We start from the raw sequence: 25,616 nt of genomic DNA, 5'->3' as shown, positions 1-25,616 counted from the left end.
TGACAAACACTAGGTTTAAGCTTGTATAATTTCATAACTTTATAAGGAGGGCAAAATGACTTATACTATCATCGAGGTTGAAAGGCTTACCAAAATGCCCTCTCGCACACTTCGTTTTTGGGCAAATAAGGGGCTTTTTCCTTTTTTGGAAAAGGACGAAAATGAGGTGAGGTATTTTAGTAAAAAAGATATAGAATGGGTGCATTGGATACAGTGCTAGTGCAAAAGTGGCATGAGTTTAAAGCAAATCAAAGCTTATATCACTCTTTGTGCAGGTGGTAAGAAAACAGCCAAAACAATGCTTGATATCATCTTAAAGCAAAGACAAAGGGTTTAAAAAGACATTGATAAGCTTCAATCCACCCTGCCAACCTTGGACTTTAAGATAAAATACTATCAAAAACTTATCGCTGATGATATGAACGCTTAAATATGCTTAGCAAAGACTGCAACAACCTTTGTGCAAACAAACGCAAGAAAATAGTCAAAGACTACTAAAACTTGTTTTTTAAATTTGGATTTTCACGCAAAAACTTAAATTTAGCCCCTAACATAAGATGATAAAAAAGAGCAAAGATGGGCTAAATCGTAAAGATCATGTCAAAAAACAAAGGCTTTAAAATCAGGGCTTAGTTAAATTTTAGCTTTTTGAAATATTTTTTAAAGTAAAATTATTTTTGTAAAAACTTATAAAAAACTAGAAATGGGTTTTAAAAATGCTTAACTTTATCGATTTGTTTGCAGGTGTTGGTGGGTTTCATTTAGCTATAAAACAAGCTTACAAAACTTTTAATAACAATACACAGAAACTAAAATGTATATTTGCAAGTGAAATCGATATAAATGCTAGTAAAACTTATGCTCTAAATTTCCCTAATACACCGCTTTTTGGTGATATTACAGATATGAAAAATCAAAATAAAATTGCTAAAGATTTTGATATTTTATGTGCTGGGTTTCCTTGTCAAGCCTTTAGTATTGCCGGGTATCAAAGAGGCTTTAAAGATACTAGGGGTACGCTATTTTTTGAGATTGCAAAGATTGCGAAAAAACATAAACCTAAGGTTTTGTTATTAGAAAATGTAAAAAATTTAAAAACCCACGATAATGGAAACACTTTTAAAATTATAAAAACCACTCTTACAAATTTAGGTTATGTGGTATATTATGATATTTTAAACTCTGCCACACACGCAAATATCCCACAAAATAGAGAGCGGATTTTTATCGTAGCCTTTGATACAAAAGAAGTGAAAAATCATAAAGATTTTACTTTTCCACAGCCCATAAAACTTGCTAAAACAATACACTCATGCCTTGATTTGCAAAAACAAGATGATATTTTTTACTATACACCAAAAAGTAAGTATTATGATTGGCTTGTAAGAGATCTTATCAAAAAGGATACGATTTATCAGCTCCGTAGAATTTATGTTAGAGAAAACAAATCAAATCTTTGTCCTACACTTACCGCAAACATGGGAACAGGCGGACATAATGTGCCACTTATTAAAGATGATTTTGGTATCCGCAAACTAACACCTAGAGAATGTTTTAATTTTCAAGGTTATCCGCCCTCTTTTAAATTGCCAGACATTGCAAACTCAAAGCTTTATATGCAAGCTGGAAATTCTATAACTCTACCTTTGGTTACAAGGGTAGTAGAAAATATTTTTAAGGTTTTAGTATGAGTAAGTTTTTTAATGATAAATATTTAGAATCTATATCGGTTATGGCTAGTCTATCACGACTTTTTAGCAAAAACAATACACCATTTTTGCATTATAGAGTTATGGAGAATCTATTTTGTTCGTGCTTTAATGCTAAGAATCTAAGTCGCTCTGATACTGCATTTGATGCTCAAATTGGTGATTTGGGCGTGGGGTTAAAGACTTTTATTTGCCAAAAAGATTCTAGTATTGAAAAAATTGCCGAGTTTAACAAAGATTCTAAAAATTTGCAAAATATCAGTGATGAAGACTTAGCTTTTGAGTTAGCTAGACTTAGAAATGATAGGATAGAATTAGCTAATAATATTTATGGTATAAAAGATTCTATATATCATATCATCGCTAGACAAGATAATAAATTGCTATTTTTTGAGAGTGATTATGATAAAATTGATATTAGTAATATTAGAGATATTAAGGCTACAAAGGCCAGTATAAGCTTTAAAGATTCTACAAATGAATATCATTTCAATCGCTCTAAATCAGTGCTACAAAGGAAATTTCATATACCTAAAAAATATTTTAGTATAAATATAGAAATTATTGAAAATCCTTTTGATATTTTGCTTAGTCTAAAAGATTTAATCCTTAATGCAAATAAGGCTAAAAAGCAAGTAGCTGGTGTTGATTTTGTGATTTTGCCACTATATAGCACAAAGGGTGAAACAAAGAAAGTGCCTTTAAGAAGCGGACTAAATCAATGGAATGCAGGAGGTAGGCGAAGAAGCTATGGAGAAGTCTATATCCCTATCCCTACTTTTATACACAAGCACTGCCCTAAGTTTTTCCCACCGCGTGATATACCCTTTACGTTAAAAACACCAAATAATGAAATCTTAAATGTGAAACTTTGTCAAGATAATAGCAAGGCTTTAATGAGCAATCCAAATACTGCGTTGTCAAATTGGCTACTAAAAACCGCACTAAATTTACAAGAAAAAGAAGTCGCTACATATACGCACATGCAAAATTTAGGCTTTGATAGTGTGATAATTACGAAAGATTCTAAAGATTCTAGCGCGGAATTTAGCATAGACATTATGCCACTTGATAGTTATGAGAATTTCATACATTCATTTACAAATTAAAAATTTTCAAGCTTAGCCCTTGACAAACACTAGGTGTAAGCTTGTATAATTTCATAACTTTATAAGGAGGGCAAAAATGGCTTATACTATCATCGAGGTTGAAAGAAAAACAGGCGTTGCTTCACGCACCATTCGCTTTTGGCTTGATAAGGGACTTTTTCCTTATGTTGAAAAAGATGAAAATGGCATTCGGTATTTTAGTGAAAATGACTTGCAGTGGGTGCTTTGGGTGGATTGTTACCGCCAAATTGGCATGAGTATCGAGCAGATCAAAGCTTATATCGCACTTTGTGCTATGGGTGAAAAAACAGCTGCTGCTAGGCGTGAGATCATTTTGGAGCAAAAACAAAAGGTGCTAAAGGACATGGAGAATTTAAAAAATGTACTTGAAAAGCTTGATTTTAAACTTGATTATTACGATAAGATGATAAAAAAGAGCAAAGACGAGCTAAACCCTCTCAGTAAAGATTATGTCAAAAGAAGCAAGAGAGTAAAGATAAAGGCTTAAGATCAATGGTGTATTAGAATTTAAAACTAGTTTCTAAAAAGGTGAAATTCGCACCCAAAACTTTACCAAACATTAGGCTTTTTTAAAAAATAAAATCCCTCATTATACCAATTTATAGACTAATAACATGAATGAATTATTTTAAAATATATAAACTTTAGGAGAATTATAAATTTAATAAATCCGCTTTCAAATAAAACATTTACAGCTTTAAAAGAATAAAATTCCTAAGCCACTATTTATAAATGAAATACTGATCTATAAGTACTAGCAAGGCTTAAAACTATCAATCTTAAACTTAAACCTAAAATTTAGGCTTTTCAAGCAAGTTTTCATCAAAACACCCTTTCGCCTTTTATAAAATGAGCTTTTACCACGCCTTTTAATTCATCATTTGCATAAAGGGAATTTTTTGGGGCTTTAAGGCTTGCATTTTCATCAAAAAGCACTAAATTTGCAAGTCTTCCCTCCTCGATCTTTCCGCTGTTTAAGCCAAGAAATTCACTAGGATTTAGGCTCGTAAATTTGCAAAGCTCTTGCCAAGTCATAAATTTATCCTTGATCAAAAAGCTATAACAAAGGCTGATAAACTCGCAAATGCTATGAATTCCATAAGCAGCCTCATCAAAGGCTAAATCTTTTAAGCTTAAAGATTTTGGACTATGAAGCGAGCTTAAAAAGCTTATTTTGCCCTCTTTTAGAGCGTTTTTAAGGAAGTTTTGATCCTCTTTGCTTCTTAAAGGTGGCAGTATTTTTGCAGCGGTATTAAAGCCAGCACAAGCCGTATCGTCCTTAAAAAGATGATGAATGCTTACAAGCACAAGTTCATTTTCAAGCAAATTTAAAGAGTCTTTAAGGCTCAAAAGATCAAAAACGACCCTTGTGCCGTAGCTTTTAGCCACCTCACGCATTTTAGCCACTTCGCTAAGCTCACTAACCTTGCTCATGCCGATGAGTCCAAGCTCAAAGCTCGTTTGACTATCATTCATCACGCCCTTATCATCAAAATCAGGCTCAAAGCAACGCACAAAAACAAAGGCTTCTTTCATCAAAGCATACTGCATGCTCGCACGCAAGGTGTTAGCATTTGAAGCACTATCAAGCTCCAAAGCCTTAGCCCCCTTGTTTAAAAGCGTGGCTAAATTCCTAAGCTCGGCTTGCTTATTTAGAGCTTTAACGCTTGAAAAAATGCTTAATTTTCTTTGCTTAAGATCATGCAAAAACAAAGCCAAACTCTCCTCATCAAAGTCCATACAATCCCTTAAAAGCACCGCACAAACACCGCTTTTAAGGCAATCTTGCTCTAAATTTTCTAAATTTGAAAGAGAGAATTTATCATTTTTAAGGCTTACACACAAATCCACAAAAGAAGGAAGCAAGCAAGCTTCTTTGGCGTCAAAAACCTCATTATCTTGTAAATTTTCGCCTATTTTTTCAATCTTGCCATTTTTAATCAGCACATCTTTTAACTCTTGTCCGTAAATTTTCGCATTTTTAATCAGCATTTTAAGCTCCTTTTACCTTTGTTTGAGCATGTTTTGAACTACTAAATTCACGCTTTGTCCGTTTAAAATCCCCACCACAGCAGCGACTATAGGCGTGTAAATTTGCCTTGATTTAGAAATTTTATCGATCGCAAAAGCCGTATCAATGCCCTCAATGACTTCCTTAAGCTCGGCTTTGATCTGCTCTTTATCAAGCCCTTTGGCGAGCAAAAGCCCAGCGCGGTAGTTTCTTGAAAGCGTGCTTGAAGCAGTTAAAAACAAATCTCCAGCCCCACTAAGCCCCAAAAAAGTCTCTTCTTTCGCGCCAAAAACCTTGCCAAAGCGGTGCATTTCCACAAGTCCCCTTGCGATGAGGCTTGCTCTTGCGTTGTTTCCAAGCTTTAAGCCATCGCTAATCCCACTTGCGATAGCCAAAACATTTTTATAAGCCCCACACACCTCAGCCCCACGCACATCATCGCTCACATAAGCCTTGATATAGTCAGGAAAAAAGCTTGCAAATTCCTTACAAAGCACCTCATCGCTTCCGCTTACGACTAAAGCACAAGGAAGCTTTTGAGCTACTTCAGCTGCAAAAGATGGACCACTTAAAACACAAATTTGATCCTGCCTGACAAATTCTAAAAAGATTTCATCTAAGAATTTACAAGTGGAAGTTTCGATGCCTTTGGAGGCGAGGAGGATTTTTTGCCCTTTATTTTTAAAATTTTTTAAAAGCCAAGAATGAAGCCCCTGAGAACTTAGCGCAAAGACTAGATACTCACACTTCAAAGCCTCATCAATGCTTACAAAATCCTTAACATCATGCTTTGAATGCGAGGTGATGAGGCATGAATTTTTCACGCTTAAAGCATCTTTTAAGGCACTGCCCCATTTGCCAGCACCTATGATTGCAATTTGATTCATTTTTATCTTTCTTTTGATTAGGTGCTTAAATTTTAGCGTGTTTTGATTAAAAATTTGCTTTTGAAGAAATGAATTTATTTAAAGCTCTCATCTTTTAAAAGCTCCTCATACTCGCTTGGCAAACCACAAAAAACAAGCTTTTTAATGTCTATTTCAAAGGCTCTTATGTCTTTGTTTTGAGTGATTAAATAATTATACATAGGCGCTATGTAAAACTCGTTTTTACTTTTGTCATTTGCTTTTTGCATTTGCAAAAAAACTTCCTTAAAATCGCTTGCTTTTTTAAAATAATAAAGCCCCGTGCTACAAAGCTTGCTAATAGGCTCTTTTTCAGCTGTTTGAATGACCCTATTTGAGTTTGGCAGGGTTTTTACAAAACTCCACTGCTGTCCTTTTCCTTTAAAAACCTCCAAATAGCCATCGATAATATCAAGTTCTTTTGGCAGGGAAAAGTCCAAATAAAAGCTGTCTATATTAAAGATAAGCAAGCTCTCATCATCTTTGATCTTAGCCTTAAGAAGCCCTAAAAAGCAGGTGTGAGCCTGACCTAGGGTTGGCTTTTCAAGCTCTATCATTTCAAAACGCTTTAAATTTAAACCCTCGCATTCTTTTTTGATGAAGCTTTCAGAATCCTGCAAATTCCTATAAATAAATAAAAAATCAAACTTATCAAAATACTGCTTAAAGCTTGAAACAGCCCTTGCAAAAAGGCTTTTGCCCTTAAGCTCAAGCATGTATTTAGGCTCCTTATAGCCAGCCTTTAAAAAACGGCTAGAAAGTCCTGCCATAGGAAAGATTATAAGCATTTTAGCTCCTTAAAAAGCCTTAGGGCATTAGCCAGTAGGGCAAATTGCCTAGTTTTATTGTCGCTGTGTAAAGGAAGCATTGATAAAAAAAGATGAACCTCTATGGCTAAGATCTCTTTACTTGACTTAAAGATTTCTTTAAATTTAGCCTGAATTGCCTTTAAATTTTCATCTTCTTCAAAACTAAGGCTAAAAACTCCATCCTTTTGGCTTAGCTCATAAAAGCCAGCGATGATAAAATCATAGCGACCTAAAACAGAATGAGTTAATTTTGCATAATCATAATTTTTATCCCCAAAGGGCGTGATTTTCCCGCTAAAATCAAGCCCCCTAGGATCAAAACACTTAAGCTCATTTGATCTAAAATCAAACATTAAATTAGAAAAGCAAAAATCCCCGTGTATAAAGCAAGGCTTTAAATTCCCACTTAAAAAATCATCAAGTTCGTTTAAAATTTGCCTTAAATTTGGCAAAGCATAAAGCTCGCCCTTTTCTTCAAATTTCAAGCTTTTTTCTAGATCAAAGCCACTTTGCTTAGCAAAAAGTTCTAGCCTTTCAAGGCTTTTTTGCTTATAAGAAAAATTAATTTTTTGCTTTGTTTTGTAAGAATGAAGTTTTTCTAAAAAGGCTTTTATGCTTTTAAAAATTTGCTCCCAAACAAGAGCTGGTAGCCTCCCAAAGACAAAAAGCTCGCTTAAGGTGTTAAGATACAAATACTCGCTTTTATAGCTTTTTTCATCTTTTTGAATCTTAGGCACATAAAAGCTAAGTTCCTTTGGTAAGGCTTCAAACCAAGATATTTCAGCTTCTATCTTGTTCTTTAACTTTGAGGATTTTTCAACCCAATTTTGCTTGATCTTAAGCTCATTAAAGATTCTTTGAGTAGTCATTGCCTTTTTGCTTTGAAAATAAGAGCTCACCAGCCCAAAATCAAGCCAAAACTCATCAAAACTAAGCTCAAAAGCATTCCCAGCTGAGTAGGCATTTAGCCCTTCTAAGAAATCATAGTTTGCAACGCTTAAAGCTCTCATAAACTCATAAGGCTTTTCTATGCTAAAAAAGCCGTTAAGTATAAGGCTATCAAGCTCTTTGTAATCAAAATCTTTAAGCTTATAGCAAAGCTTTTTATCCTTTTTTAAAAAGCTCCAATTATAATTATTTAAAACCCTAGTAACCCCAAGAGAGTTAGGGCTTTTGCCAAGATTTGAAATCAAAGTATCCCCATGCAAAATTTTAAGGCTTTCGTTGATAGGCAAGCTCATATTAAGGCAGTGAATAATGCTTTGCCCAAGGCTTAAGTTCTCATCTACAAAAAGAGTTTTTATGCCTAAATTTTTAAGCTTTTTTCTATCAGCCTTGCTTGGTTCAAAACTTTTGGGTAAGGAAAGGAAAATGTTTTCTTTAAAGTGCTTAAAAAGTGCTGCTTGATACTCATAAAGCCTTTTTGTGCCAAGAGGCAAAAAGCTTGGCGGAAGCTTTCCAAATTCGATCAAAAACTCAGGCGGGCAGTATTTGGCTGAGGTGATTAAGATCATTGCTCACCTCCTTTTTTAAGAGGATTTTCTGCGTTTAAAAGCTCTTTAATCTCATCATAGCCTTTGCTTACAAACTCACTTGGCCTAATGGCTCTATCATCTACATAAAAGCCCTCAAACCCACACCAAGCCTTACCCAAAATGATCTCATCATATGGCACTTCATGCTTTTTAAGCCAAGCTTTAATCATAGGCAGGGTGTGCTTTTCAAGCCTTTTCATATCGCCTTTAAAGCTTCTCATATTGCGACTTGTAAAAATGCTAATGATAAAGCCCTCTTTTTTATACTCCTTTAGTCTTTCTATGAGGGCTAAATTCGCTCTTTTATCCTCATAAGCCACATTTTCTTCATCTATAGTAAGAGTGCCATCAAGATCTATTAAAAGGCGTTTCATTTGGCTTTAGCCTTAAATTTCTTGTTAAACCAATTTATAATTTTCTCTTTGTATTCATAAAATCTTATTAGAATAGCCTTTGGCGTAAAGATATATTTTATACAATTAGTCCATTTAACATCGATGATAGGATTAATCTCTTCAAATTTGCTCTCATAACGCCATATAAAAAACTGCCTATTTAAACGATAGTCAAGCAACACAAGCAAGCATTCCCTATCAATAGCAAAAGGACTTACCAACAAAAAAGAACTGATATAAAACAAATCGCCCTCATTAATACTTCTAAAATCAACGATTTTAGAACGCCTAAAAACGCCATTTGCAAAAAAGATATGCTTTAAAGGTAAATTTAAATGCCTTGTAGATCCATTTTCATACTCTTTCAAATAATTCTCAAGTCTAAATTCATTCCAAAATAAAATATCAGGTCTGGTAAAAAAATAATACTCATACTTGAAATTTTGTGCTAATTCATAGTCCTTGCAAAGCTTTGCAAGCCTTTCTCTGCTTGTGTGTTGGTTAAACTCAGGCTTTCTTTGCTCTATCAAATAAACCTTTGGAGAGTAAAAATTTATGATATTTTGCCTATCTTGTTCGCTTAAGCTTTTATTTTCTAACTCAATGTTAATTTTAAGGGTATGATTATTTTTTTCATACCAAGAGCCTTGAGAACTTGTAAGCTCGTCCCAAGTATGCAAGAAAATATCAACTTCATAGCCACTTTCAAGCTGTGGTTTTAAAAGATTTTTGATAAAATAAGGATAAGTTCTTTCGTAAGTTCTTAGGTGTCCAAAAAGTAAAATAGCGATTTTCTTACTCATCTTTAAGCCCTTTAGAACTTAAAAAAGATAAGAATTTAAGGGATAAAAGAAGAAGTAAAGACCTAAGCCCCCCCCCCAACGGAGAATTTTGCTCTATAAAGCATCAGCATTTTCCTATTTGTTTTTGGTTTGAATTGTAACATATTTTTTATTTATCCTTTATTTTTTAACTTTTCTTAGGTCTTTTACCTTAAAGATAAACCCAGCATATCGATCATTTTGCCAAGTCTTATTTACTTTACTTAGCAACTCACCCAAGCTTTGCTTTTAAAATTTCATTAACTTTGGCTGGATTAAAAGCACCCTTGCCCTCTTTCATCGCTTGACCCACAAAAAAGCCAAAGAGTTTATCTTTACCACTTTTATACTCAGCGACTTTATCGGCGTTTTTGCTTAGAATTTCATCGATGATTTTTTCGATTGCCCCATCATCACTAACTTGCTTAAGCCCTAGTTTTTCAATGGCTTCATCAATTTCTACGCCCTCATTTTCAAAGACAAAGGCTAAAACCTCTTTAGCGGCTTTATTACTAACCGTACCATCTTCAATGCGTCCTATCAAGTCCCCAAGCTTAGCAGAACTTACAGGGGAATTTTCTATGCTAAGATCTGCTTTTAAAAGTCCCATAAGTTCGGTATTTAGCCAAGTTACGCAAAGCTTAGGGCTTAAATTTTTTGCCACCAAACTTTCAAAAAAACGGCTCATTTCAAGGCTTGAGATGAGAATTTCAGCATCGCTTTCCTTAACACCAAAATCCTTGATAAATCTTTGCTTTTTCTCATCTGGAAGCTCAGCAATAGGTGCTTGCAACATCTCATCTTCTAAAAGCACGGGAAGTAAATCAGGATCAGGAAAATAGCGATACTCAGCAGCTTCTTCTTTGCCACGCATACTTCTTGTAACTAAATTTGTCGTATCAAAAAGCCTTGTTTCTTGCACAACTTCTTTTTCATAAGTACCATCTTCCCAAGCCTCGCTCTGTCTTTTCACCTCATAATCAATAGCCTTTTGTATAAAGCGAAAAGAGTTAAGATTTTTGATTTCCACCCTCGTATAAAGCTTGTTATCGCCCTTTGGACGAATGCTCACATTCGCATCGCAGCGAAAGCTACCTTCTTGCATATTTGCATCTGAAATATCTAAAAATCTTATGATAGAATGAAGCTTTTTAAGATAAGCCACAGCCTCATCGCTGCTTCTAAGCTCTGGCTCGCTAACTATCTCAAGCAAGGGCGTTCCTGCGCGGTTTAGATCCACCTTTGAAAACTCGCTTTCATGTATGTTTTTACCCGCATCTTCTTCTAAATGTGCTCTCGTGATACCTATGCGTTTATTTTGTCCTTCTACACTTATGAAAAGCTCTCCGCCCTCTACGATAGGAATGTCAAATTGAGAAATTTGATAAGCCTTTGGCAAGTCTGGATAAAAATAATTTTTGCGGTTAAAAACGCTTTTTTTATTTATCTTTGCATTAACAGCTTTTCCAAAGGAAATAGCCTTTTTCACGGCTTCTTCGTTTAAAACAGGCAAGGCTCCGGGCAAGGCAAGGCAAGTGGGGCAAACATTGGTATTTGGTGCTTCTCCAAAGGAAGTAGCACAAGAGCAAAAAATCTTGGTTTTGGTATTAAGCTGGGTATGAACTTCAAGCCCGATAACGACTTCAAACATTTAAATTTCCTCTTTATAATAATAAAACAAAGCCTTATTTTAACGAAAATTGTTTAAAAGAAAGCTTTAGAAAGACCAAAATTTGTTTTTGTGAGATTTTGAATTTTTATTTAGAAATTTTTTCTTTTAATTCGTGATTTTCTATAAGTAAAAAGGAGATGATAAGTAAAGCAAAGCCGGGCAACGCACCAAAACAGGCAAAAACAAGCTTAAATTCATTGATAACAAAAAAATAAGATGCACCAAAGAGCATAAAAGCCCAAGATGCACCCTTTAAAAACTCAAAAAAATAGATCAATGACCTTCCTCAACCACAGTTGCACCAGCTAAATAAACATAGGTTAAGATCATAAAAATAAAGGTTTGCAAAAAAGCCATGAAAGTAAGCAAAACATAAGCAGGAAGAGGTGCTATCCATGGAACTAAGGCTAGGATTACAGCTAAAAATAAATCATCGCCCTTGATATTTCCAAACAAACGAAAAGATAAAGAAATCACACGAGAAAAATGAGAAACGATCTCGATAGGAAACATTAAAGGAGCGATCAGCTTCACAGGACCCATGAAATGTGCAAAGTACTTTACAACACCTTGAGTTCTAATACCCTCAAAATGATAGTATAAAAATACCACGATAGCTAAAGTCGCTGTTAAATTTAAGCTCGCACTTGGAGCTTCAAAACCGGGAATTATGCCTATGATATTGCTAAAAAACACTATAAAGCCTATGGTAGCCACTAGGGGTAAGTATTTTCTAGCTGCTTCTTCGCTTCCCATAGTATCGCGTCCCATGCTTAAAATACCCTCCATATAAGCTTCAGCCAAATTTTGAGTTCCTCTTGGTACAAGTTGCATTGATCTGGTTGCAAATCTCGCAAGGATCACCGAGATAATCACAACTAAGCCCAAATGAAAAAAATACGCAAAAGTATGGCTAGATTCTATAAGAGAACTAAACAAAAACAAATCTTTCATACGCTAATCCCTTTTTTGTAGGTTTTTAAGCCTTATTATACCTTGTGATTTCTTAGAAATTTATAAACTTATAAGAAGATAAATCAAAAAATCCCAAGCATATAACGAAATTTCACATATATTTTCTTAAGGAAAATACTTTTTGTTTTATAAAGTGTTTTATAATTTGCTTTTTGATTTTACCATGAAAGGATAGAAAATGAAAGCTTTAAAGGCTCTTTTTTTAACACTTTTTATATATAGCTGTGCCTTTTCTTTAGATGAGGGTAAGGATTATTTAGTTTTACAACAGCCCTTTTCAAACGCACAAAATTCAGTTACTGAGGTATTTAGCTATGGTTGCATTCACTGCTTTAACCAACACAAGCAAAACACCCTAGCTTTACTAAAGCAAAAATTACCAAATTTAAGCTATAAGGCTTATCCTGTAAAACAAATGGCAAGCTATGGCAATGAATTTGCTAATCTTTACGCCTATGCAAGCTACAAAGATAGTCAAAGCAATCTTGATGTAACAGATAGCAAAAGCCTTATGCACAAGATCAATGATGCGTATTTTACGGCATATTTTGAAAGAAGAATGACTTGGAATGACGGAAAAAATCCTAAGGCTTTTTATGAGTTGGGGCTTAAAATTTTAGGCATTGATTATAACACGCTTCAAAATTTTCTCGTAAGCAAAGAGGGAAAGGAAATTTTATCATCTTTTGATAAGGCTCTTGAACCTGCGAAAAATACAGGCACACCAGCTTTCATAGTCAATGGAAAATACCAAGTTTTACTCAACAACATCACTTCTTTAGAACAATTCATCAAAGTTATAGAAGAACTTAGTAAAAAATGATCTTTGATACTCAAAGTAAGCAAGAAAAAAGGCTGATTTGGCTTTTTATCTTGCTTCTTGCTCTTTGTATGCTTTTTATAGCACATGGTTTTTTTCAAAATTATTTGTTTATGAGACCTTGCGAACAATGCGTTTATATAAGATTTGCCGTTTTTGCGATCGCCTTGGGTGCTTTTTTTGCTTTTTTAAATCCAAAAAATATTTTTTTGAAATTTATAGCCTTTGTTCTTGCTTTTTATGGGGTTATTTATGGTATAGAGCATGCTTTGATCTTGCAAAAAGCCTATGAAGCGGTTTTAAGTATGAATTTATTTGGTGGGGTTACTTGTAAAGAAATTCCTAGCTTTGCTTTTGATCTAGCCTTGCATGAGTGGCTTGAAGATCTTTTTAAGCCTAGTGGGATTTGTGGCTTTGATTATCCTATAGTTCCTGAAGATGCAAATTTAAGCACCTTGCAAGAATTTTTTGTAGGCACTAAGGAGGGAAATTTTAAAAACGGACTTTATAGCGAGGGCTGGTATTTACTGCCAAGTCTTAAATTTATCAACATGCCAACAGCAGTGCTTATAATCCTCATTTTTATAGCCCTCATTTTGCTGATTTTATTTTTGAAATTTAGCTTTGAAAATAAAGCGGTTTTGTTTTTTATCTCCTGCATTATTTGCGTAGCTTTGCTTGTATTTTTGTCTTAAGTTTTAAGCTTAAATTTAGTAATCTTATATTTTTTGATATAATGCACAAATATTTTTAAATTTTAAGGAAGTTTTAATGAATGATACTCGATCAATAAAGGACTTGTTTGGACTAAAATTTTTTATCCCCTCTTATCAAAGAGGTTATAGGTGGGATAGAGTGCAAGTGAAAGATTTGCTTGATGATATTTGGGAATTTTATACTGAGCATAAAGGTAAGTATTATTGCTTGCAACCCATTATCGTAAAAAAAGATAAAGATAAAGAAGGATTTATCCTAGTTGATGGGCAACAAAGACTAACAAGCATACATATCATACTTTCTTATCTGGGTAGTGAAAAATTTGAAATCGAATATGAAGCCAGACCGGATAGCAAGGAAGTTTTAGAAAATATAAAAGAGGATAGAAAAAAGGACAAAGGCTCAAAAAATATTGATTTTTACTTTATGAGTGAGGCTTATGAATGCGCGGAAGAATGGTTTAACGAGGATAAAGCCAAAAAAGATAAATTTATTGAAATTTTAACAAATTCTAAAGAAATTCAAATCATATGGCATGAGATAGAAAATGAAGATGAAAGAGAGGTTTTTTCAAGGATTAATAGTGGCAAAATCCCCTTAAGCAATGCTGAGCTTATCAAAGCACTTTTTTTAAACAGCAATAATTTTCAAGAAGAAGAAATCAAATTTAGACAAATCGAACTTTCCAAAGAATGGGACGAAATGGAATACACCCTGCAAAATGATGAAATTTGGGGCTTTTTGACAAAAAAAGATTATCCAGCAAGGATAGAGCTTTTGTTTGAAATTTATTTTCAAACAAAGAATTTGGCTGATAAAACTAATCCTTCTAAAGCCTATGATAAAACCGACCTTTACAAAACTTATCGATTTTTTGCTGAAAAATTAAGCGAAAATAAAGATAAATTTAAGGCTTTGAATGAACTTTGGCAAGAAATAAGGAAGATATTTTTTACCCTTAGGTTTTGGTATGAAGATCACAAACTTTATCATTTAATAGGCTATTTAATCCACGCAAAAAAAGTATCCTTGCACGAACTTTACAAGGAGGCTGAAAAAAGTGGTAAAAAAGAATTTGAAAACTTTTTAATCGGCAAAATTAACCAAATAAATGATAAAACCAAGCTTTATGAAAACGAAAAAATTAATATGGAGTATATAAAAAATTTAAGCTATGGCAAGAATAACAAGGAGTTGCAAAATATTTTATTACTATTTAACATAAGCACATATATAAAAAGTGAATTAAGATTTTCTTTTCATAAATTTGCAAAAGATAAATGGAGTTTAGAGCATATAAATCCGCAATCAGATTTTTCCATTAAAAACGATAAAAATAGAAAAGAGTGGATAAGTGAGATTATTAATATTTTAAAAAAAGTCTCACAAGAGCGAGTAAATTTAGCACAGACAAGCGACGGGCAAAAGGATTTGTTAGAAAGACTTGAGAAAGAAATTAAAGAAGAAAAAATGACAGATGATGAATTTGCTAAGATAATTGAAAAAGTTTTTGAATATTTTAAATGCGAGGATAAGCATAATATAGAAAATTTAAGTTTGCTTTCAGCTAGTGAAAATAGTAAGTTAAGCAATCATATCTTTGCCATAAAAAAAGAAAAAATTAAAGAGGTGGAAAAAGAGGGAAAATTTATCCCCTTATGCACCAAAAATGTCTTTATGAAATATTACAGCAAGGATATTAAGACCTTATATTTCTGGACTGATGAAGATCAAAAATCCTACATAAATGCCATTGAAAAAAGCCTAGAAGCTTTATTAAAGGGGGAATAAATGTCAAACACTAGTATAAATTTTAAAGATTTAATTGAAAGATATAAAATAGAAATTCCTATCTTACAAAGGGATTATGCCCAAGGAAGAAAAGACGCTGAACTTGTTAGAGAAAAATTTTTAACCAGCATTTTTTCGCATTTAAAAGAGGATAAAAAGTTGTATCTTGATTTTATTTATGGAAGTGTTAAAACTTATGAAGATACCGAAGATAAAACCTTTTTGCCTCTTGATGGACAGCAAAGATTAACGACGCTTTTTTTGCTTTATTGGTATTTTGGGAAAAAAGAGGGGAAAAATATAGATTTTTTAAAAAAATTTAGCTATGAAACTAGGGCTAGTTCGAGACAATTTTGTCAAAATTTAGTAAGTGCTGAGTTTAAAAGTAGTGATTTTGAGGCTAAAGATGAGCTTTCAGCCAAGATAAAAGATAGTGCTTGGTTTATGTATTTTTGGGATAAAGATCCTACTGTTAAGGCTATGCTAATCATGATCGATGCGATACATGAAAAGGCTAAAGATAATGAAATCCGCTTTGAAAGCTTAAATTTAATTGAGTTTAAATTTATTAAGCTAGAAGATTTTGGCTTAGATGATGACTTATACATAAAAATGAATGCTAGAGGCAAAAGGCTGAGTGATTTTGAAATTTTTAAGGCTGAATTTGAAAAATTTTTGATTGAAAAAGGAAAAACTGAATTTAAAAAGAAATTTTCAGACGAGATGGATACTTATTGGACGGATTTATTTTGGGAATTTAAAAAAGATGATAAGCATTTAATCGATAGTGCCTTTATGAATTATTTTTATTTCATTAGTGAAATGCTTTATATAAGAGATGATAAAGAAGCTAAGGCTAGTGATTTTGAAGCTTTGCGAAAAAATATCAGTAAATTATGCGAGAGTGTTTATACTAAAGATGAAAATATTGATTTTTTATTTAAAAGTATAGAGAATTTAGAAGAAATAAATAAATTTAATGAAACTTATTTTTCAACAGATTTTAGCGAGGGCAAACTTGCTTTATTTGATGAAAAGCCAAATTTATTGGAAAAAATCATCAAAAATGAAGAGGGTAATTTGATTAACTTGGGACAAAAAATACTGCTCTTTATCCTTGTAAAGGATATTGTAGAAAATAAAGAAAAAAACGATGAAAATTTATTAGATAAACTTAGAGTTATGAGAAATTTAATCCAAAGGATTAGAGGCTTAAAACAAGGACGGATAGGACGGATAGATTATACTTCTACTTTAGCTTATGAAAATTTACATTTTATCTTAAATTTATCCCTAATCAACACTAAAGAAAATATTTATATCAAACTGCTGGATAAAGAGTTATTAGACACGCTATCAAATACAGATATAGCAAGAAAATCCTTAGAGCAAGAGATAGAAAAAGCTGAATATATCTTAAAGTATAGTGAAGCAAAAGGATTTATCCATAAAATCGAAGATTGCAACTATATCCGTGGGGATTTAAGTAATTTTTTATTTAAAGAGGATAAGGATTTATTAGAATTTACAAGTAAGCATATAGCGGGTATTTTTGAGAGCGAAACTCAGCTAATCATTAGAGCTTTATTGGCAACTTGCTATGATAGAAGCGAAAATGATGGTTATGCAAGAAATATAGGCACAGCTAGTGGTGGTGCAAAATGGTTTTTTGGTGCTAAGGGAAAATGGGAAATTTTATTAACAACTTATAATCAAGATACGAAAGATTTTTTTACGGACTTTTTCGAAAAATACCGCCACCTTGCAAAAGAAAAATCAACCGAATGTCCAACTCAAATATTACAAGAAATGATAAAAAAATATCTTGAATACAAAAAGAATTATTCTTCTTGGATTTATTATTTTATCAAATATGGAGAACAAATTTTTAACAACGAAGAAGATAAGGATAAAAATTATTTTGCTCGGTATGACAAAAACGAAAAATTTAATATAGATAAAATGTATGGCGACACAATGGGAAGCAAATATACTAATGCATATGTAAAAATGCTCTGTGAAATACTGCGAAAAGAAAAACAAATACCAGAAGAAAAACTTCAAATCTATTACGAAGAAGGTAAAGAAAAGTTAAATATAGATAATAAAATTAAAATAATTTCTTGTCTAGAAAATGGCTGGAAAATACAATTTGACAAATTTAGCTCTAAAGATCTTGTGATTGAAAAATTTAAGCTAGAAAAAGATAGCGAAAATAAAGAGAGTAAATACATTTTAAAACACGACGAAAAAGATATTATCAAAGAGGATATTATTGAAAAAGCAAAAGAGTTTATCCTTGATATTTTAAAGCTAGATTGAGCTAAACTTTAAACAAAGACTACAGCCACGCTATTTTTAAATTTCATTTAAAACGAAATTTAAAATTGAGTTTTGAAAATTGTTTGAGTTTATAAAATACTTAATTTTTTAAAAAATATTTAAGTTTTTACGCAAAAGCTTAACATACAAATTTGCATTTAAAAATGAATTTTTTAATACTAGCCTTTGAAAATCACTTAAAAATATTTTTAAGTGATTTTAAACCAAAACTCGCGGTATAAAAGGCGAAAGTTTGGCTAAAATTTCATAGTCTATAGTATGAAAAAACTCAGCCCAAACATTAGCATCATCAAAAACACAAAGTTCTTCGCCAAAATCCTCGCAAGAAAAGCTATCCATAGACATTTTTCCAAGTAAAAAAGCTCCATTTGCAAGCCTTAGCTTGCCCTTGCCATCAAAGCGAAAAAGCCCGTCAGCATAGCCTAGATCATAAGTGGCGATCTTCATAGCTTCTTTTGCACAAAATTTCCCCCCATAACCCACACTTTGCCCTGCTTGCAAAACTCTTGAGCTAAGCTTATGAGCATACAAAGAAAGAACCTTTTTTAAATTTGAACTAAACTGAGCGTAGCCAAATTGTGCCAAGCCGACCCTACAAAGCTCATCTTTTTCTAGTGCTTGGGATCTAAAAAGTGCTGAGGAGTTGCAAGCATGAAATGTAAGCTTTGTCTCACTTATGCTTGAAGCGATTTTTTTAGCCTCATTAAATTTTTGTCTTTGGACAAAAAAGCTTGCATCCATTTCATCACTCCCCAAAAAATGCGTGAAAATACCCTCTATGCGTAATCCAAGCTTTTTAGCCTCATCAAAAGCTTCTTTGATATCTTGAAGTTTTACGCCATTTCTGTGCATTCCTGTATCAATGGCAAGATGAATTCTTGTGCCTTTTTTAAGTAGGGCAAGATTTTTTATATCATTTAAGGCATAAATAAATTTTGGATTTTCCTTGCCATTTGGGATATGAGATAAGATCAAGATATGATCAAAAAAATCCTCAAATTCTAAAGCCTCTCTTTCGTTTTTAAGAGCGATAAAACAAACTCCAAGTTCTTTTGCTATGGGAGCTAAAAGCTTTACGCCATGTCCATAAGCATTATTTTTAAAAACGCAGATAAGCCTTTTAAAACCGCCAGCTTTTGAGGCGATTTGGCAAAGATTATGTTTGTAAGCCTTTTGGTTTAGTTTGATGATAGCCATTATTGTTCAGCTAAAATTTTCATCTTTCCATTTTTATCAAGTTTCACATAAAGAAGTTTATCCCCTCTAAACTGATAGCTTGGAGCATAATAATCCTCATAAAAAGCTATGCGAAACATTTTTTCGCCCTTAACATTTGGATATGGGCTGATAGAGATCTTAGAAAATTTAATGCTTTTTCTTTCTTTTTTTGCAAAAATTCTTTCTTTCATGGCTGAAAATTCGCTAAATTTTTTCCTATCAAAACGGCGAAAATCCTTTTCATCATAAAAGCTAAGATAAGTTTTTGTATCGTTGATCGTCCAGCTTTGCTTCCATTCAAACAAGGAAGCCAAAATGCTAGCGATATCATCTGTGCTTGCTCTTACGGCATCTTTTTCTTCAGTCATGGCAAAAACAGCCTTTCTGCCAGCTATGAGCTTGCCAAAGTCTTTTAAATCATCGTTAAGCAGGGCAACACAACCCCTAGTTTTATACTCATCTATCCTTGTGCCATCAAGAGGGTAGCCATGTATCCAAATTCCACCTCCTGTTTTGTTTTGAAGCTGATCGTATAAATTTGGATAAGTTGTTGCAAAGGCAAAAGGACCATAGTAGGTATTTCTAGGATCAAACTGACGCCCAAGCTCATAAAAACCGATAGGAGTTTTTAGATCTCCCTCTACTTCTTTATCGCCCATAAGTCCTGTTAAAACATCTTTTTTCTCAAATTCTTGAGTAAGTTTTCCATTGTTATAAAAATACACCTTAAAGGTTTTATCTGTCTTATTTGTAAGAACTATAGTAGAATCCTCATCATAATACCCAAGCGATACATCTTTATCTTTTATTTCTTCTGCCCAAAAGCTTTTATTTGCAAGTTCTTTTTCAAGTTCTCTGCCTACTGCTTCTAAACCCTCATTAAGATAAATCCTAGCCAAATCACTAGCGTTTAAAAAAGAAGCCGTCAAAGCAAGAAAAAATATTATTTTCTTTAGCATTTTTTTCCTTTGTGAAATTTTAAAGTGTGATTATACTATAAATTTGTTAAAATAATAGAAATATTATCGATAATATGCTACAATAAAGCCCAAAAATTATCTTTTACCAAAAAAGGGCTAAATACAATGAAAAAATTCCTTATCTTATGTCTTTTTTTCCTTATGTCCATAACAAAAGCAGAAGAAATGCACCAGTTAATCGAAATCAAAAACGCCTTTGTTCTTACTACCGCACCAAATCAAACAAACTCAGCCATCTTTCTTGATCTTATCAATCATAGCGATAAAGAACTCAAACTTATAGGAGCAAGCACTCAAAATGCCGAACTTGTCGAACTTCACACCCATAAAAAAGAAAAGGGGCAAATGATCATGCTCAAACTTCAATCAATACTTATAAAGCCTCATACCACGCATAAATTTGAATCACATGGCGATCATATCATGCTCTTAAATCTTAAAAAACCTATTAGCGACAAAGATAAAATTGATCTTATCTTACGATTTGACGATGGCTCAAATTTTGAAATTAAAAATATCTCAGCCAAAAGTATGTTGCATTGATAAGAAAAATTTTTCCACTTTTAATCTTCGCTCTTGTTTTGATTTTTGCCTTTCTTATGCTAAAAAATTATCAAACCGAGCAAAATCAAGGAAAAAGAGAGCTAATAGATACTAAAAATCTACAAAGCTTAAGTTGTGATTTAAATCAAAAATCTTGCGAGTATAATTTTAAAGAAAGACAAATATTTGTTGAGTTTCAAAAAAAACCTATACAAAGTCTTGATGAAAATATCTTATATATCAAAAATTTAGGCAATTATAATCATCTAAATGCAAAAATATATGCCCTTAACATGTATATGGGGGAAATTATTCCTGAATTTGAAAAAATAAATCATGAAGACTATAAATCAAGCATAGTTATCAGCACTTGTCCCTTAGATCTTATGCGTTATAGGGCTGAACTTTTTGATGGAGATAAGCCTTTAGGATTTTATTTTGATTTTGATGTAAAGAAATGAATTTGAAAAAAATAGTTTTTTATCTTTCGTTAGTATTAACTTTATCTTATTTTGTAGCGTGTGATAGTCTTGATCGCTATGATTTTAGATTGCGATCAGCTCAAGGGGAATTAGGATTAGCAAATTTTAGGGGACAAAAAGTTATTGTGTATTTTGGATTTTCTTTTTGTCCTGATGTTTGCCCTGCTACCCTTGCCCTACTTTCAAAAGAGCTTAAAAACTTTGATGAAAAACCTTTTTTACTCTTTATCAGCCTTGATCCACAAAGAGATAATAAGCTCACGCAAACAAACGAATGGCTAGCGTATTTTTATCCAAATTCTACCGCTTTGATCGCCGAAAATGAAGAAGAACTTAAAAAAATAACGCGAAATTATAATGTCGCTTATGAAAAAATAAAACTTGAAGACTCTGCACTTGAATATACTATCGCTCATAGTAATGATATTTTTTTGTTTGATGAAAAAGGAAAGCTTGTAAAAATAATCAAAGATCTAAGCCAAAAAAGCTTACAAAGAGACTTGAAAGCTTTTCTTGAAAAATAAATTTAAAGATAAATTTAAATTTTTATCCCAAGCTACAGGGTATTAAAAAGATCGGTTGAAAGATATCTTTCTGCTGTATCATTAAGCATGGTTACAATGATCTTGTTTGGATTTTCTAAAGCAAGCTGTGAAGCAATAAAGACATTTGCACCGCTTGAAATACCCACCATTAAACCATTTTTGCGTGCTAGTTCTTGGGCTGTTTTGATCGCATCTTCATTAGATATAGTTTTGATCTCATCAATCACACCCTTATTAAGAATAGCTGGGATAAAATTCGCTCCTATGCCTTGAATTTTATGAGGACCAGCCTTTCCTTCGCTAAGTAAAGGAGAGCTTACAGGCTCTATGCCGATGACTTTTATCTTATCTTTGAGTTTTTCTTTTAAAACCTCGCCAACACCGCTAATAGTCCCACCTGTTCCAAAACCTGCCACGAAAATATCAATTTTACCATCCAAATCATTTAAAATTTCCATAGCTGTATTTTCTCTGTGCGTATTTTTATTTGCTTCGTTTTCAAACTGAGCCGGAATAAAAGAATTTGGAATTTCTTTTTGAAGCGCTAAAGCCTTATCATAAGCTCCTTTCATACCCTCACTTGCTGGAGTAAGTTCAAGCTTTGCACCAAAAAGTATCATCATTTTTCGTCTTTCTATACTCATAGACTCAGGCATAGTAATAATAAGCTTTAATCCCAAAGCCGCAACTATCATAGCTAAAGATATACCCATATTTCCACTTGTGCATTCTATAATGGTCGTGTCTTTATTAATCTTACCCTCATCTAATGCTCTTTTAAGCATAGCAAAAGCAGCCCTATCTTTGATAGAATGGCTAGGATTTAAAAACTCGCATTTGCCATATAAATTTTCACCAAAACCTTTTAAAGCCACTAAAGGTGTCCTACCGATAAGTTCGGTAACATTATCATAAACTTTCATGAAAGCTCCTTATTTAAGATTTTTGTGCATAAATTTTACAATCTTAAACTTTAAAAGAGATAAAATTAGGATAAAATTGAGAATAAGTAAGGAGAAAGTGAAAGGGAGGCTAGAAAATCTAGCCTAAAAAATTATTTTTTCTTTTTAGCTTTAACGCCAGCAACAGCTTCTTTAAGGTTTTTACCTACTTTAAATTTAGCAACCTTAGTAGCTGGAACTTCGATAGTTTTTCCTGTACTTGGTACTCTAGCTGTTCTAGCAGCTCTTTTTGCTGTTGAAAATGTTCCAAAACCGATGAAGCTGATTGTATCACCCTTAGTTAAAACCTCAGTAATTGTAGCAATAACCGCATCAGTTGCTGCAGTAGCATCTTTTTTTGTTAGCCCAGAAGATTGAGCAACTTTTGAAATGAAATCTGCTTTAGTCATAAAAGCTCCTTTTCTAAAATTAAAGTTCCTAATTCTAGCACATTTTAAAAGACTTAGCAAGAGAATTTAGGCTTTTTTTCATAATTTTTTGTAAAAAATGGCTATTTTATTGCATTTTGTCGAAAAATTTATGCAATTTTAGCCTTATATTTTTCAAATTCTCCACTTTCATCGATTTCATTGCCCATTTGTTCATGTAAATCATAATAATATTTTACAAATTTTTCACACTTTTCATCAAGAGGAAGAAAAATTTGATCCTCAAATTTACAAAAATGCTTTAAAAACTCCCAAGCATCAAGCCTTTTCATATAGCATTTCGCAAGCTTGATATATACTCTTATCATTTCTTCTTTAAAGTTTTCATAAGATCTTAAAGAAAAATCAACTTTTAATTGATTGCCTTCAAATTCCAAAACTCCACTTCTAAAAAGTATGCTAAGATGTATCAAGCCCTCAGTATAATAAGGCTTTACCTCCTCAACCCTTTGCCAAGCAATAAGCCCCACAGCTCTTTTAATGAGTTCATGAAAAACAGGCATTTTAAGCTCTTCTTTTTCATGAAAAAAGAAATTCATCAGCCCTCCACTTGTTGCCTTAAATTCTTCTATGTTTTTAAAAACTCCGCTTTCATTCATCTTTTTTTCACTATCCTTAGCTATAAAAAAGATATGCCCAAACTCATGACCTATGGTTGAAACTTCATAAACCTTTTTCCAAATTTCTTCTTTATAAAATAAAATTTCCCTCCCATAGTCCAAAAATTCCTTATCAAAAACCTGACTTGAAATTTTCATAAAGGGCTTAGTTTTTGCATTTTCATATACAAAATTTAAAAATGCAAAAATTTTCTTACCCGCCTTAGAACTTACAAATTCATCATTTGGGACAACCTGAGCTGAAAAAAGTCCATTCATTTCAGCACCATAATAAATCATAGGCATGCAGATATAAAGCTGTGTTTTTTCAAGGTTTGACATGACCTCAGTTTGTAAATTTTCATCTTGTAAATTTGTATTGTTATAAAGCTTGTTAAAGCTTTCTTTGATTTGTGTGTTAAATTCTTTAGCATCAAAATCACTCTCATCAGCAAGTCTAATGTCCCATTCAAGAGCGACTGCATGCGTATAATTATCCTCATAATACTCCAAAGGGTGTCCGATTTGCAAAGGCGATCTTACGCTCATCCAAGCAAGTTCAGCTTCTTGCCAAGATCGTATCACTTCATCATTATCCTTTTGACAAAAAGCAAGTTTTAATTTTTCAAGATAGGTTATATAAGCGTATTCATCTTCTTGCTTTGCTAAATTTTGAAGCCTTTGTATCATCACATCAAAAGCGTATTCTAAACGCAGAATTTCGTTTTCAAAAATTTGTGCATAAGGAGAAATTTTCCACATCTGCCCTATCCTAACTAAGGCTGCATAACATCTTTCGCAAGGCTCGTTGTTTCTATCCTTTTGATATAAATTTTGCTTTTTCAAAAAAGCTAAAGCCTCATCAAGACTTTGAAATTGGGTTGCTAGAATTTCATTATTAGTTTCGATGATCTGTTTTGTCCAAACCTTTTGAAAATCATTCATCACAAGCCCTATTTCATGCACTCCTTGTATCAAAGCAAGATAAAAATCATCAACAAGCTTTTCATCTTGTATTTGGGCGATCAAAGCCTCATGTTCTTTAGTATAAAACTTGCACACAAGATCATAAATTTGGTGCTTTAAACTTATAATTTTTTCTTTTGAGAAATGATTTTTTTTAAATTCTTCCACTAAATTTTCTTCTTTCATATCCACAAAACGGCGTAAAATAGCTAAAATTAAAGTTTTGCTGGGTTTTAACTCGCAAAGATGAAGAGCTTCGAGGAGTTCTCCGCTTAAATTTTGTGTTTTTAGGCTACTTTCATATAAAGCATTAATCTTTTCTTTGCGTTTTTTGACAAGCTTGGCAAGTTCTTTAAAATTATTCATTTTTTATCCTTATTTGTTATAGAATTTTTATTATAATACTTTTTTCAAAATAAGGAGTAATAATGCAAGAAAACATACAGCAAATAGCTATAAAAGATATGGGTGAAGCAAAACTTAAAATAGTCGCTATGCCAAGTGATACAAATCCTGCAGGCAATATCTTTGGAGGTTGGATCATGTCTCAGGTGGATTTAGCTGCAAGCATCGCAGCTAGGGAACTTGCACCTGAAAGAGCTGTAACCGTGAGTATGGATAAGGTTGTTTTTAAAGAACCTGTTTATGTTGGCGATATCGTATGCTGTTATGCTAAAATCATAGCCGTTGGCAATACCTCAATGACGATAAGAGTAGAGGTTATAGCTGATCGTGTCAACAAAGAAGGCTTTACGCTTTGTGTCCCTGTAACCTCAGCTACAGTAACTTTTGTAAGTGTTACGAAAGATGGAAAGAAAAAGGCTATTGATCCTGAGCTTAAAAAAATTCACGGATTTATTTAATGCAGTGTCCTCAAGTTAAAACGATAGCTATGGCTTGCGATGCTGATTCTTACGGGATTATGAAAACGGGCTGGATACTTTCTCAACTTGATCTAGCAGCAGGTATAGCCGTAAAAGAATTCACGCAAAAAAGAAGTGTAACCGTGTCCTTTGATGAAATTTGTTTTCATAAGCCTATATTAGTTGGGGATCTAATACTTTGCTATGCCAATATAGCCAAAACAGGAAGAACATCAATCAGCATTGATTTGAAAATTGACATCAAGAGACTACAAAAAGAAGGTTTTATTTTGCATGAAAAATTAGTTAGTGCAAAATCAGTCTTCGTGAGCCTTGATGAAAATGGCAAAAAGATAGTTTTGGAAAATTTAAGCCTTTAAATTTGTATAATTCCCTG

At 32.9% G+C, this 25,616-nt stretch carries 27 protein-coding genes; 13 read left to right on the top strand and 14 right to left on the bottom strand.

Translation table 11 applies throughout. From position 1 onward, the window contains the following. Positions 1 to 55: 55 nt before the first annotated feature. The 4 genes from DMB92_RS09320 (at position 56) to DMB92_RS01125 (ending at position 3,326) form a co-directional block, all read left to right on the top strand. Positions 56 to 220, top strand: a complete 165-nt coding sequence (locus tag DMB92_RS09320; protein WP_260604707.1) for a MerR family transcriptional regulator — start codon at positions 56 to 58, stop codon at positions 218 to 220. Between the two features lie 496 nt (positions 221 to 716). Then, positions 717 to 1,691 (top strand): DNA (cytosine-5-)-methyltransferase, encoded by a 975-nt coding sequence (gene dcm / locus DMB92_RS01135; RefSeq protein WP_142681205.1) that lies wholly within the window; start codon positions 717 to 719, stop codon positions 1,689 to 1,691. After that, on the top strand, positions 1,688 to 2,818 hold the full coding sequence (locus DMB92_RS01130; RefSeq protein ID WP_142681204.1) for a restriction endonuclease: 1,131 nt from the start codon (positions 1,688 to 1,690) through the stop codon (positions 2,816 to 2,818). Before dcm ends, DMB92_RS01130 begins: the two co-directional genes overlap by 4 nt. 76 nt (positions 2,819 to 2,894) lie before the next feature. Next, complete coding sequence (locus DMB92_RS01125) at positions 2,895 to 3,326, top strand: MerR family transcriptional regulator (RefSeq protein WP_142681203.1); 432 nt, start codon at positions 2,895 to 2,897, stop codon at positions 3,324 to 3,326. A gap of 335 nt (positions 3,327 to 3,661) precedes the next feature. Here the strand turns inward: DMB92_RS01125 and DMB92_RS01120 are convergent, their stop codons facing one another. From DMB92_RS01120 to DMB92_RS01080, 9 genes are all read right to left on the bottom strand, one after another. Next, positions 3,662 to 4,831, bottom strand: coding sequence for a metal-dependent hydrolase (locus DMB92_RS01120; protein ID WP_142681202.1), 1,170 nt, complete (start codon positions 4,829 to 4,831; stop codon positions 3,662 to 3,664). Positions 4,832 to 4,843: 12 nt separating this feature from the next. After that, positions 4,844 to 5,737, bottom strand: coding sequence for an NAD(P)H-dependent glycerol-3-phosphate dehydrogenase (locus DMB92_RS01115; protein ID WP_142681201.1), 894 nt, complete (start codon positions 5,735 to 5,737; stop codon positions 4,844 to 4,846). A gap of 74 nt (positions 5,738 to 5,811) precedes the next feature. After that, positions 5,812 to 6,543, bottom strand: coding sequence for a glycosyltransferase family 2 protein (locus tag DMB92_RS01110; protein WP_142681200.1), 732 nt, complete (start codon positions 6,541 to 6,543; stop codon positions 5,812 to 5,814). Continuing rightward, a complete protein-coding gene (locus DMB92_RS01105) occupies positions 6,534 to 8,078 on the bottom strand; it encodes a phosphotransferase (RefSeq protein ID WP_142681199.1) in 1,545 nt (514 codons plus the stop codon). Before DMB92_RS01105 ends, DMB92_RS01110 begins: the two co-directional genes overlap by 10 nt. Continuing rightward, positions 8,075 to 8,473 carry an HAD-IIIC family phosphatase gene (locus tag DMB92_RS01100; protein WP_142681198.1) on the bottom strand — a complete coding sequence of 133 codons (399 nt, stop codon included), beginning with the start codon at positions 8,471 to 8,473 and terminating at the stop codon, positions 8,075 to 8,077. The genes DMB92_RS01105 and DMB92_RS01100 overlap by 4 nt, the downstream gene beginning before the upstream one ends. Then, positions 8,470 to 9,297 carry a hypothetical protein gene (locus DMB92_RS01095; protein ID WP_142681197.1) on the bottom strand — a complete coding sequence of 276 codons (828 nt, stop codon included), beginning with the start codon at positions 9,295 to 9,297 and terminating at the stop codon, positions 8,470 to 8,472. Before DMB92_RS01095 ends, DMB92_RS01100 begins: the two co-directional genes overlap by 4 nt. Before the next feature lie 250 nt (positions 9,298 to 9,547). Next, positions 9,548 to 10,966: an Asp-tRNA(Asn)/Glu-tRNA(Gln) amidotransferase subunit GatB gene (gene gatB / locus DMB92_RS01090; RefSeq protein ID WP_142681196.1), complete on the bottom strand. Its 1,419-nt coding sequence runs from the start codon at positions 10,964 to 10,966 to the stop codon at positions 9,548 to 9,550. 106 nt (positions 10,967 to 11,072) lie between these two features. Then, positions 11,073 to 11,264, bottom strand: coding sequence for a hypothetical protein (locus DMB92_RS01085; RefSeq protein WP_142681195.1), 192 nt, complete (start codon positions 11,262 to 11,264; stop codon positions 11,073 to 11,075). After that, on the bottom strand, positions 11,261 to 11,941 hold the full coding sequence (locus tag DMB92_RS01080) for a F0F1 ATP synthase subunit A (RefSeq protein ID WP_142681194.1): 681 nt from the start codon (positions 11,939 to 11,941) through the stop codon (positions 11,261 to 11,263). The genes DMB92_RS01085 and DMB92_RS01080 overlap by 4 nt, the downstream gene beginning before the upstream one ends. A gap of 199 nt (positions 11,942 to 12,140) precedes the next feature. Between DMB92_RS01080 and DMB92_RS01075 the strand changes: the two genes are divergently transcribed. The 4 genes from DMB92_RS01075 to DMB92_RS01060 all read left to right on the top strand — a co-directional run bounded on the left by DMB92_RS01075 (position 12,141) and on the right by DMB92_RS01060 (position 17,612). Beyond that, positions 12,141 to 12,785, top strand: a complete 645-nt coding sequence (locus DMB92_RS01075) for a thiol:disulfide interchange protein DsbA/DsbL (protein WP_142681193.1) — start codon at positions 12,141 to 12,143, stop codon at positions 12,783 to 12,785. Further along, positions 12,782 to 13,477, top strand: coding sequence for a protein-disulfide oxidoreductase DsbI (gene dsbI, locus DMB92_RS01070; RefSeq protein ID WP_142681192.1), 696 nt, complete (start codon positions 12,782 to 12,784; stop codon positions 13,475 to 13,477). Before DMB92_RS01075 ends, dsbI begins: the two co-directional genes overlap by 4 nt. Positions 13,478 to 13,553: 76 nt before the next feature. Continuing rightward, on the top strand, positions 13,554 to 15,290 hold the full coding sequence (locus tag DMB92_RS01065; protein ID WP_142681191.1) for a DUF262 domain-containing protein: 1,737 nt from the start codon (positions 13,554 to 13,556) through the stop codon (positions 15,288 to 15,290). Next, a complete protein-coding gene (locus DMB92_RS01060; protein WP_142681190.1) occupies positions 15,291 to 17,612 on the top strand; it encodes a DUF262 domain-containing protein in 2,322 nt (773 codons plus the stop codon). It begins immediately after the preceding gene. 219 nt (positions 17,613 to 17,831) lie between these two features. Here the strand turns inward: DMB92_RS01060 and DMB92_RS01055 are convergent, their stop codons facing one another. Both DMB92_RS01055 and DMB92_RS01050 read right to left on the bottom strand, forming a co-directional pair. After that, on the bottom strand, positions 17,832 to 18,830 hold the full coding sequence (locus DMB92_RS01055) for an alanine racemase (protein WP_142681189.1): 999 nt from the start codon (positions 18,828 to 18,830) through the stop codon (positions 17,832 to 17,834). Further along, entirely contained in the window at positions 18,830 to 19,810 is a 981-nt protein-coding gene (locus tag DMB92_RS01050; RefSeq protein WP_142681188.1) for a murein L,D-transpeptidase family protein, read from the bottom strand. Before DMB92_RS01050 ends, DMB92_RS01055 begins: the two co-directional genes overlap by 1 nt. A 186-nt stretch (positions 19,811 to 19,996) precedes the next feature. On the opposite strand from DMB92_RS01050, the gene DMB92_RS01045 reads away from it, so the two are divergent. The 3 genes from DMB92_RS01045 to DMB92_RS01035 are packed head-to-tail and all read left to right on the top strand — an operon-like array spanning position 19,997 to position 21,380. Further along, positions 19,997 to 20,374: a copper chaperone PCu(A)C gene (locus DMB92_RS01045; RefSeq protein ID WP_185900141.1), complete on the top strand. Its 378-nt coding sequence runs from the start codon at positions 19,997 to 19,999 to the stop codon at positions 20,372 to 20,374. Continuing rightward, positions 20,371 to 20,835: a hypothetical protein gene (locus DMB92_RS01040; RefSeq protein ID WP_260604702.1), complete on the top strand. Its 465-nt coding sequence runs from the start codon at positions 20,371 to 20,373 to the stop codon at positions 20,833 to 20,835. Before DMB92_RS01045 ends, DMB92_RS01040 begins: the two co-directional genes overlap by 4 nt. A 2-nt stretch (positions 20,836 to 20,837) precedes the next feature. Beyond that, positions 20,838 to 21,380 carry an SCO family protein gene (locus tag DMB92_RS01035; protein ID WP_260604701.1) on the top strand — a complete coding sequence of 181 codons (543 nt, stop codon included), beginning with the start codon at positions 20,838 to 20,840 and terminating at the stop codon, positions 21,378 to 21,380. 32 nt (positions 21,381 to 21,412) lie between these two features. Here DMB92_RS01035 and cysK read toward each other — a convergent pair whose 3' ends face one another. From cysK to ciaB, 3 genes are all read right to left on the bottom strand, one after another. Then, positions 21,413 to 22,324: a cysteine synthase A gene (gene cysK / locus DMB92_RS01030; RefSeq protein WP_142681185.1), complete on the bottom strand. Its 912-nt coding sequence runs from the start codon at positions 22,322 to 22,324 to the stop codon at positions 21,413 to 21,415. Between the two features lie 131 nt (positions 22,325 to 22,455). After that, positions 22,456 to 22,752, bottom strand: a complete 297-nt coding sequence (locus DMB92_RS01025; RefSeq protein WP_142681184.1) for an HU family DNA-binding protein — start codon at positions 22,750 to 22,752, stop codon at positions 22,456 to 22,458. A gap of 128 nt (positions 22,753 to 22,880) precedes the next feature. Continuing rightward, positions 22,881 to 24,722 carry an invasion protein CiaB gene (gene ciaB / locus DMB92_RS01020; RefSeq protein ID WP_142681183.1) on the bottom strand — a complete coding sequence of 614 codons (1,842 nt, stop codon included), beginning with the start codon at positions 24,720 to 24,722 and terminating at the stop codon, positions 22,881 to 22,883. A gap of 89 nt (positions 24,723 to 24,811) precedes the next feature. Between ciaB and DMB92_RS01015 the strand changes: the two genes are divergently transcribed. Both DMB92_RS01015 and DMB92_RS01010 read left to right on the top strand, forming a co-directional pair. Next, positions 24,812 to 25,219: an acyl-CoA thioesterase gene (locus DMB92_RS01015; protein WP_142681346.1), complete on the top strand. Its 408-nt coding sequence runs from the start codon at positions 24,812 to 24,814 to the stop codon at positions 25,217 to 25,219. Continuing rightward, complete coding sequence (locus DMB92_RS01010) at positions 25,219 to 25,599, top strand: acyl-CoA thioesterase (RefSeq protein ID WP_142681182.1); 381 nt, start codon at positions 25,219 to 25,221, stop codon at positions 25,597 to 25,599. The genes DMB92_RS01015 and DMB92_RS01010 overlap by 1 nt, the downstream gene beginning before the upstream one ends. The last annotated feature ends 17 nt before the right edge of the window (positions 25,600 to 25,616 follow it).

It is taken from the genome of Campylobacter sp. MIT 99-7217 (assembly GCF_006864365.1).
Taxonomy (GTDB): Bacteria; Campylobacterota; Campylobacteria; order Campylobacterales; family Campylobacteraceae; genus Campylobacter_D.
This window is presented reverse-complemented; position numbering and strand designations above follow the sequence as displayed.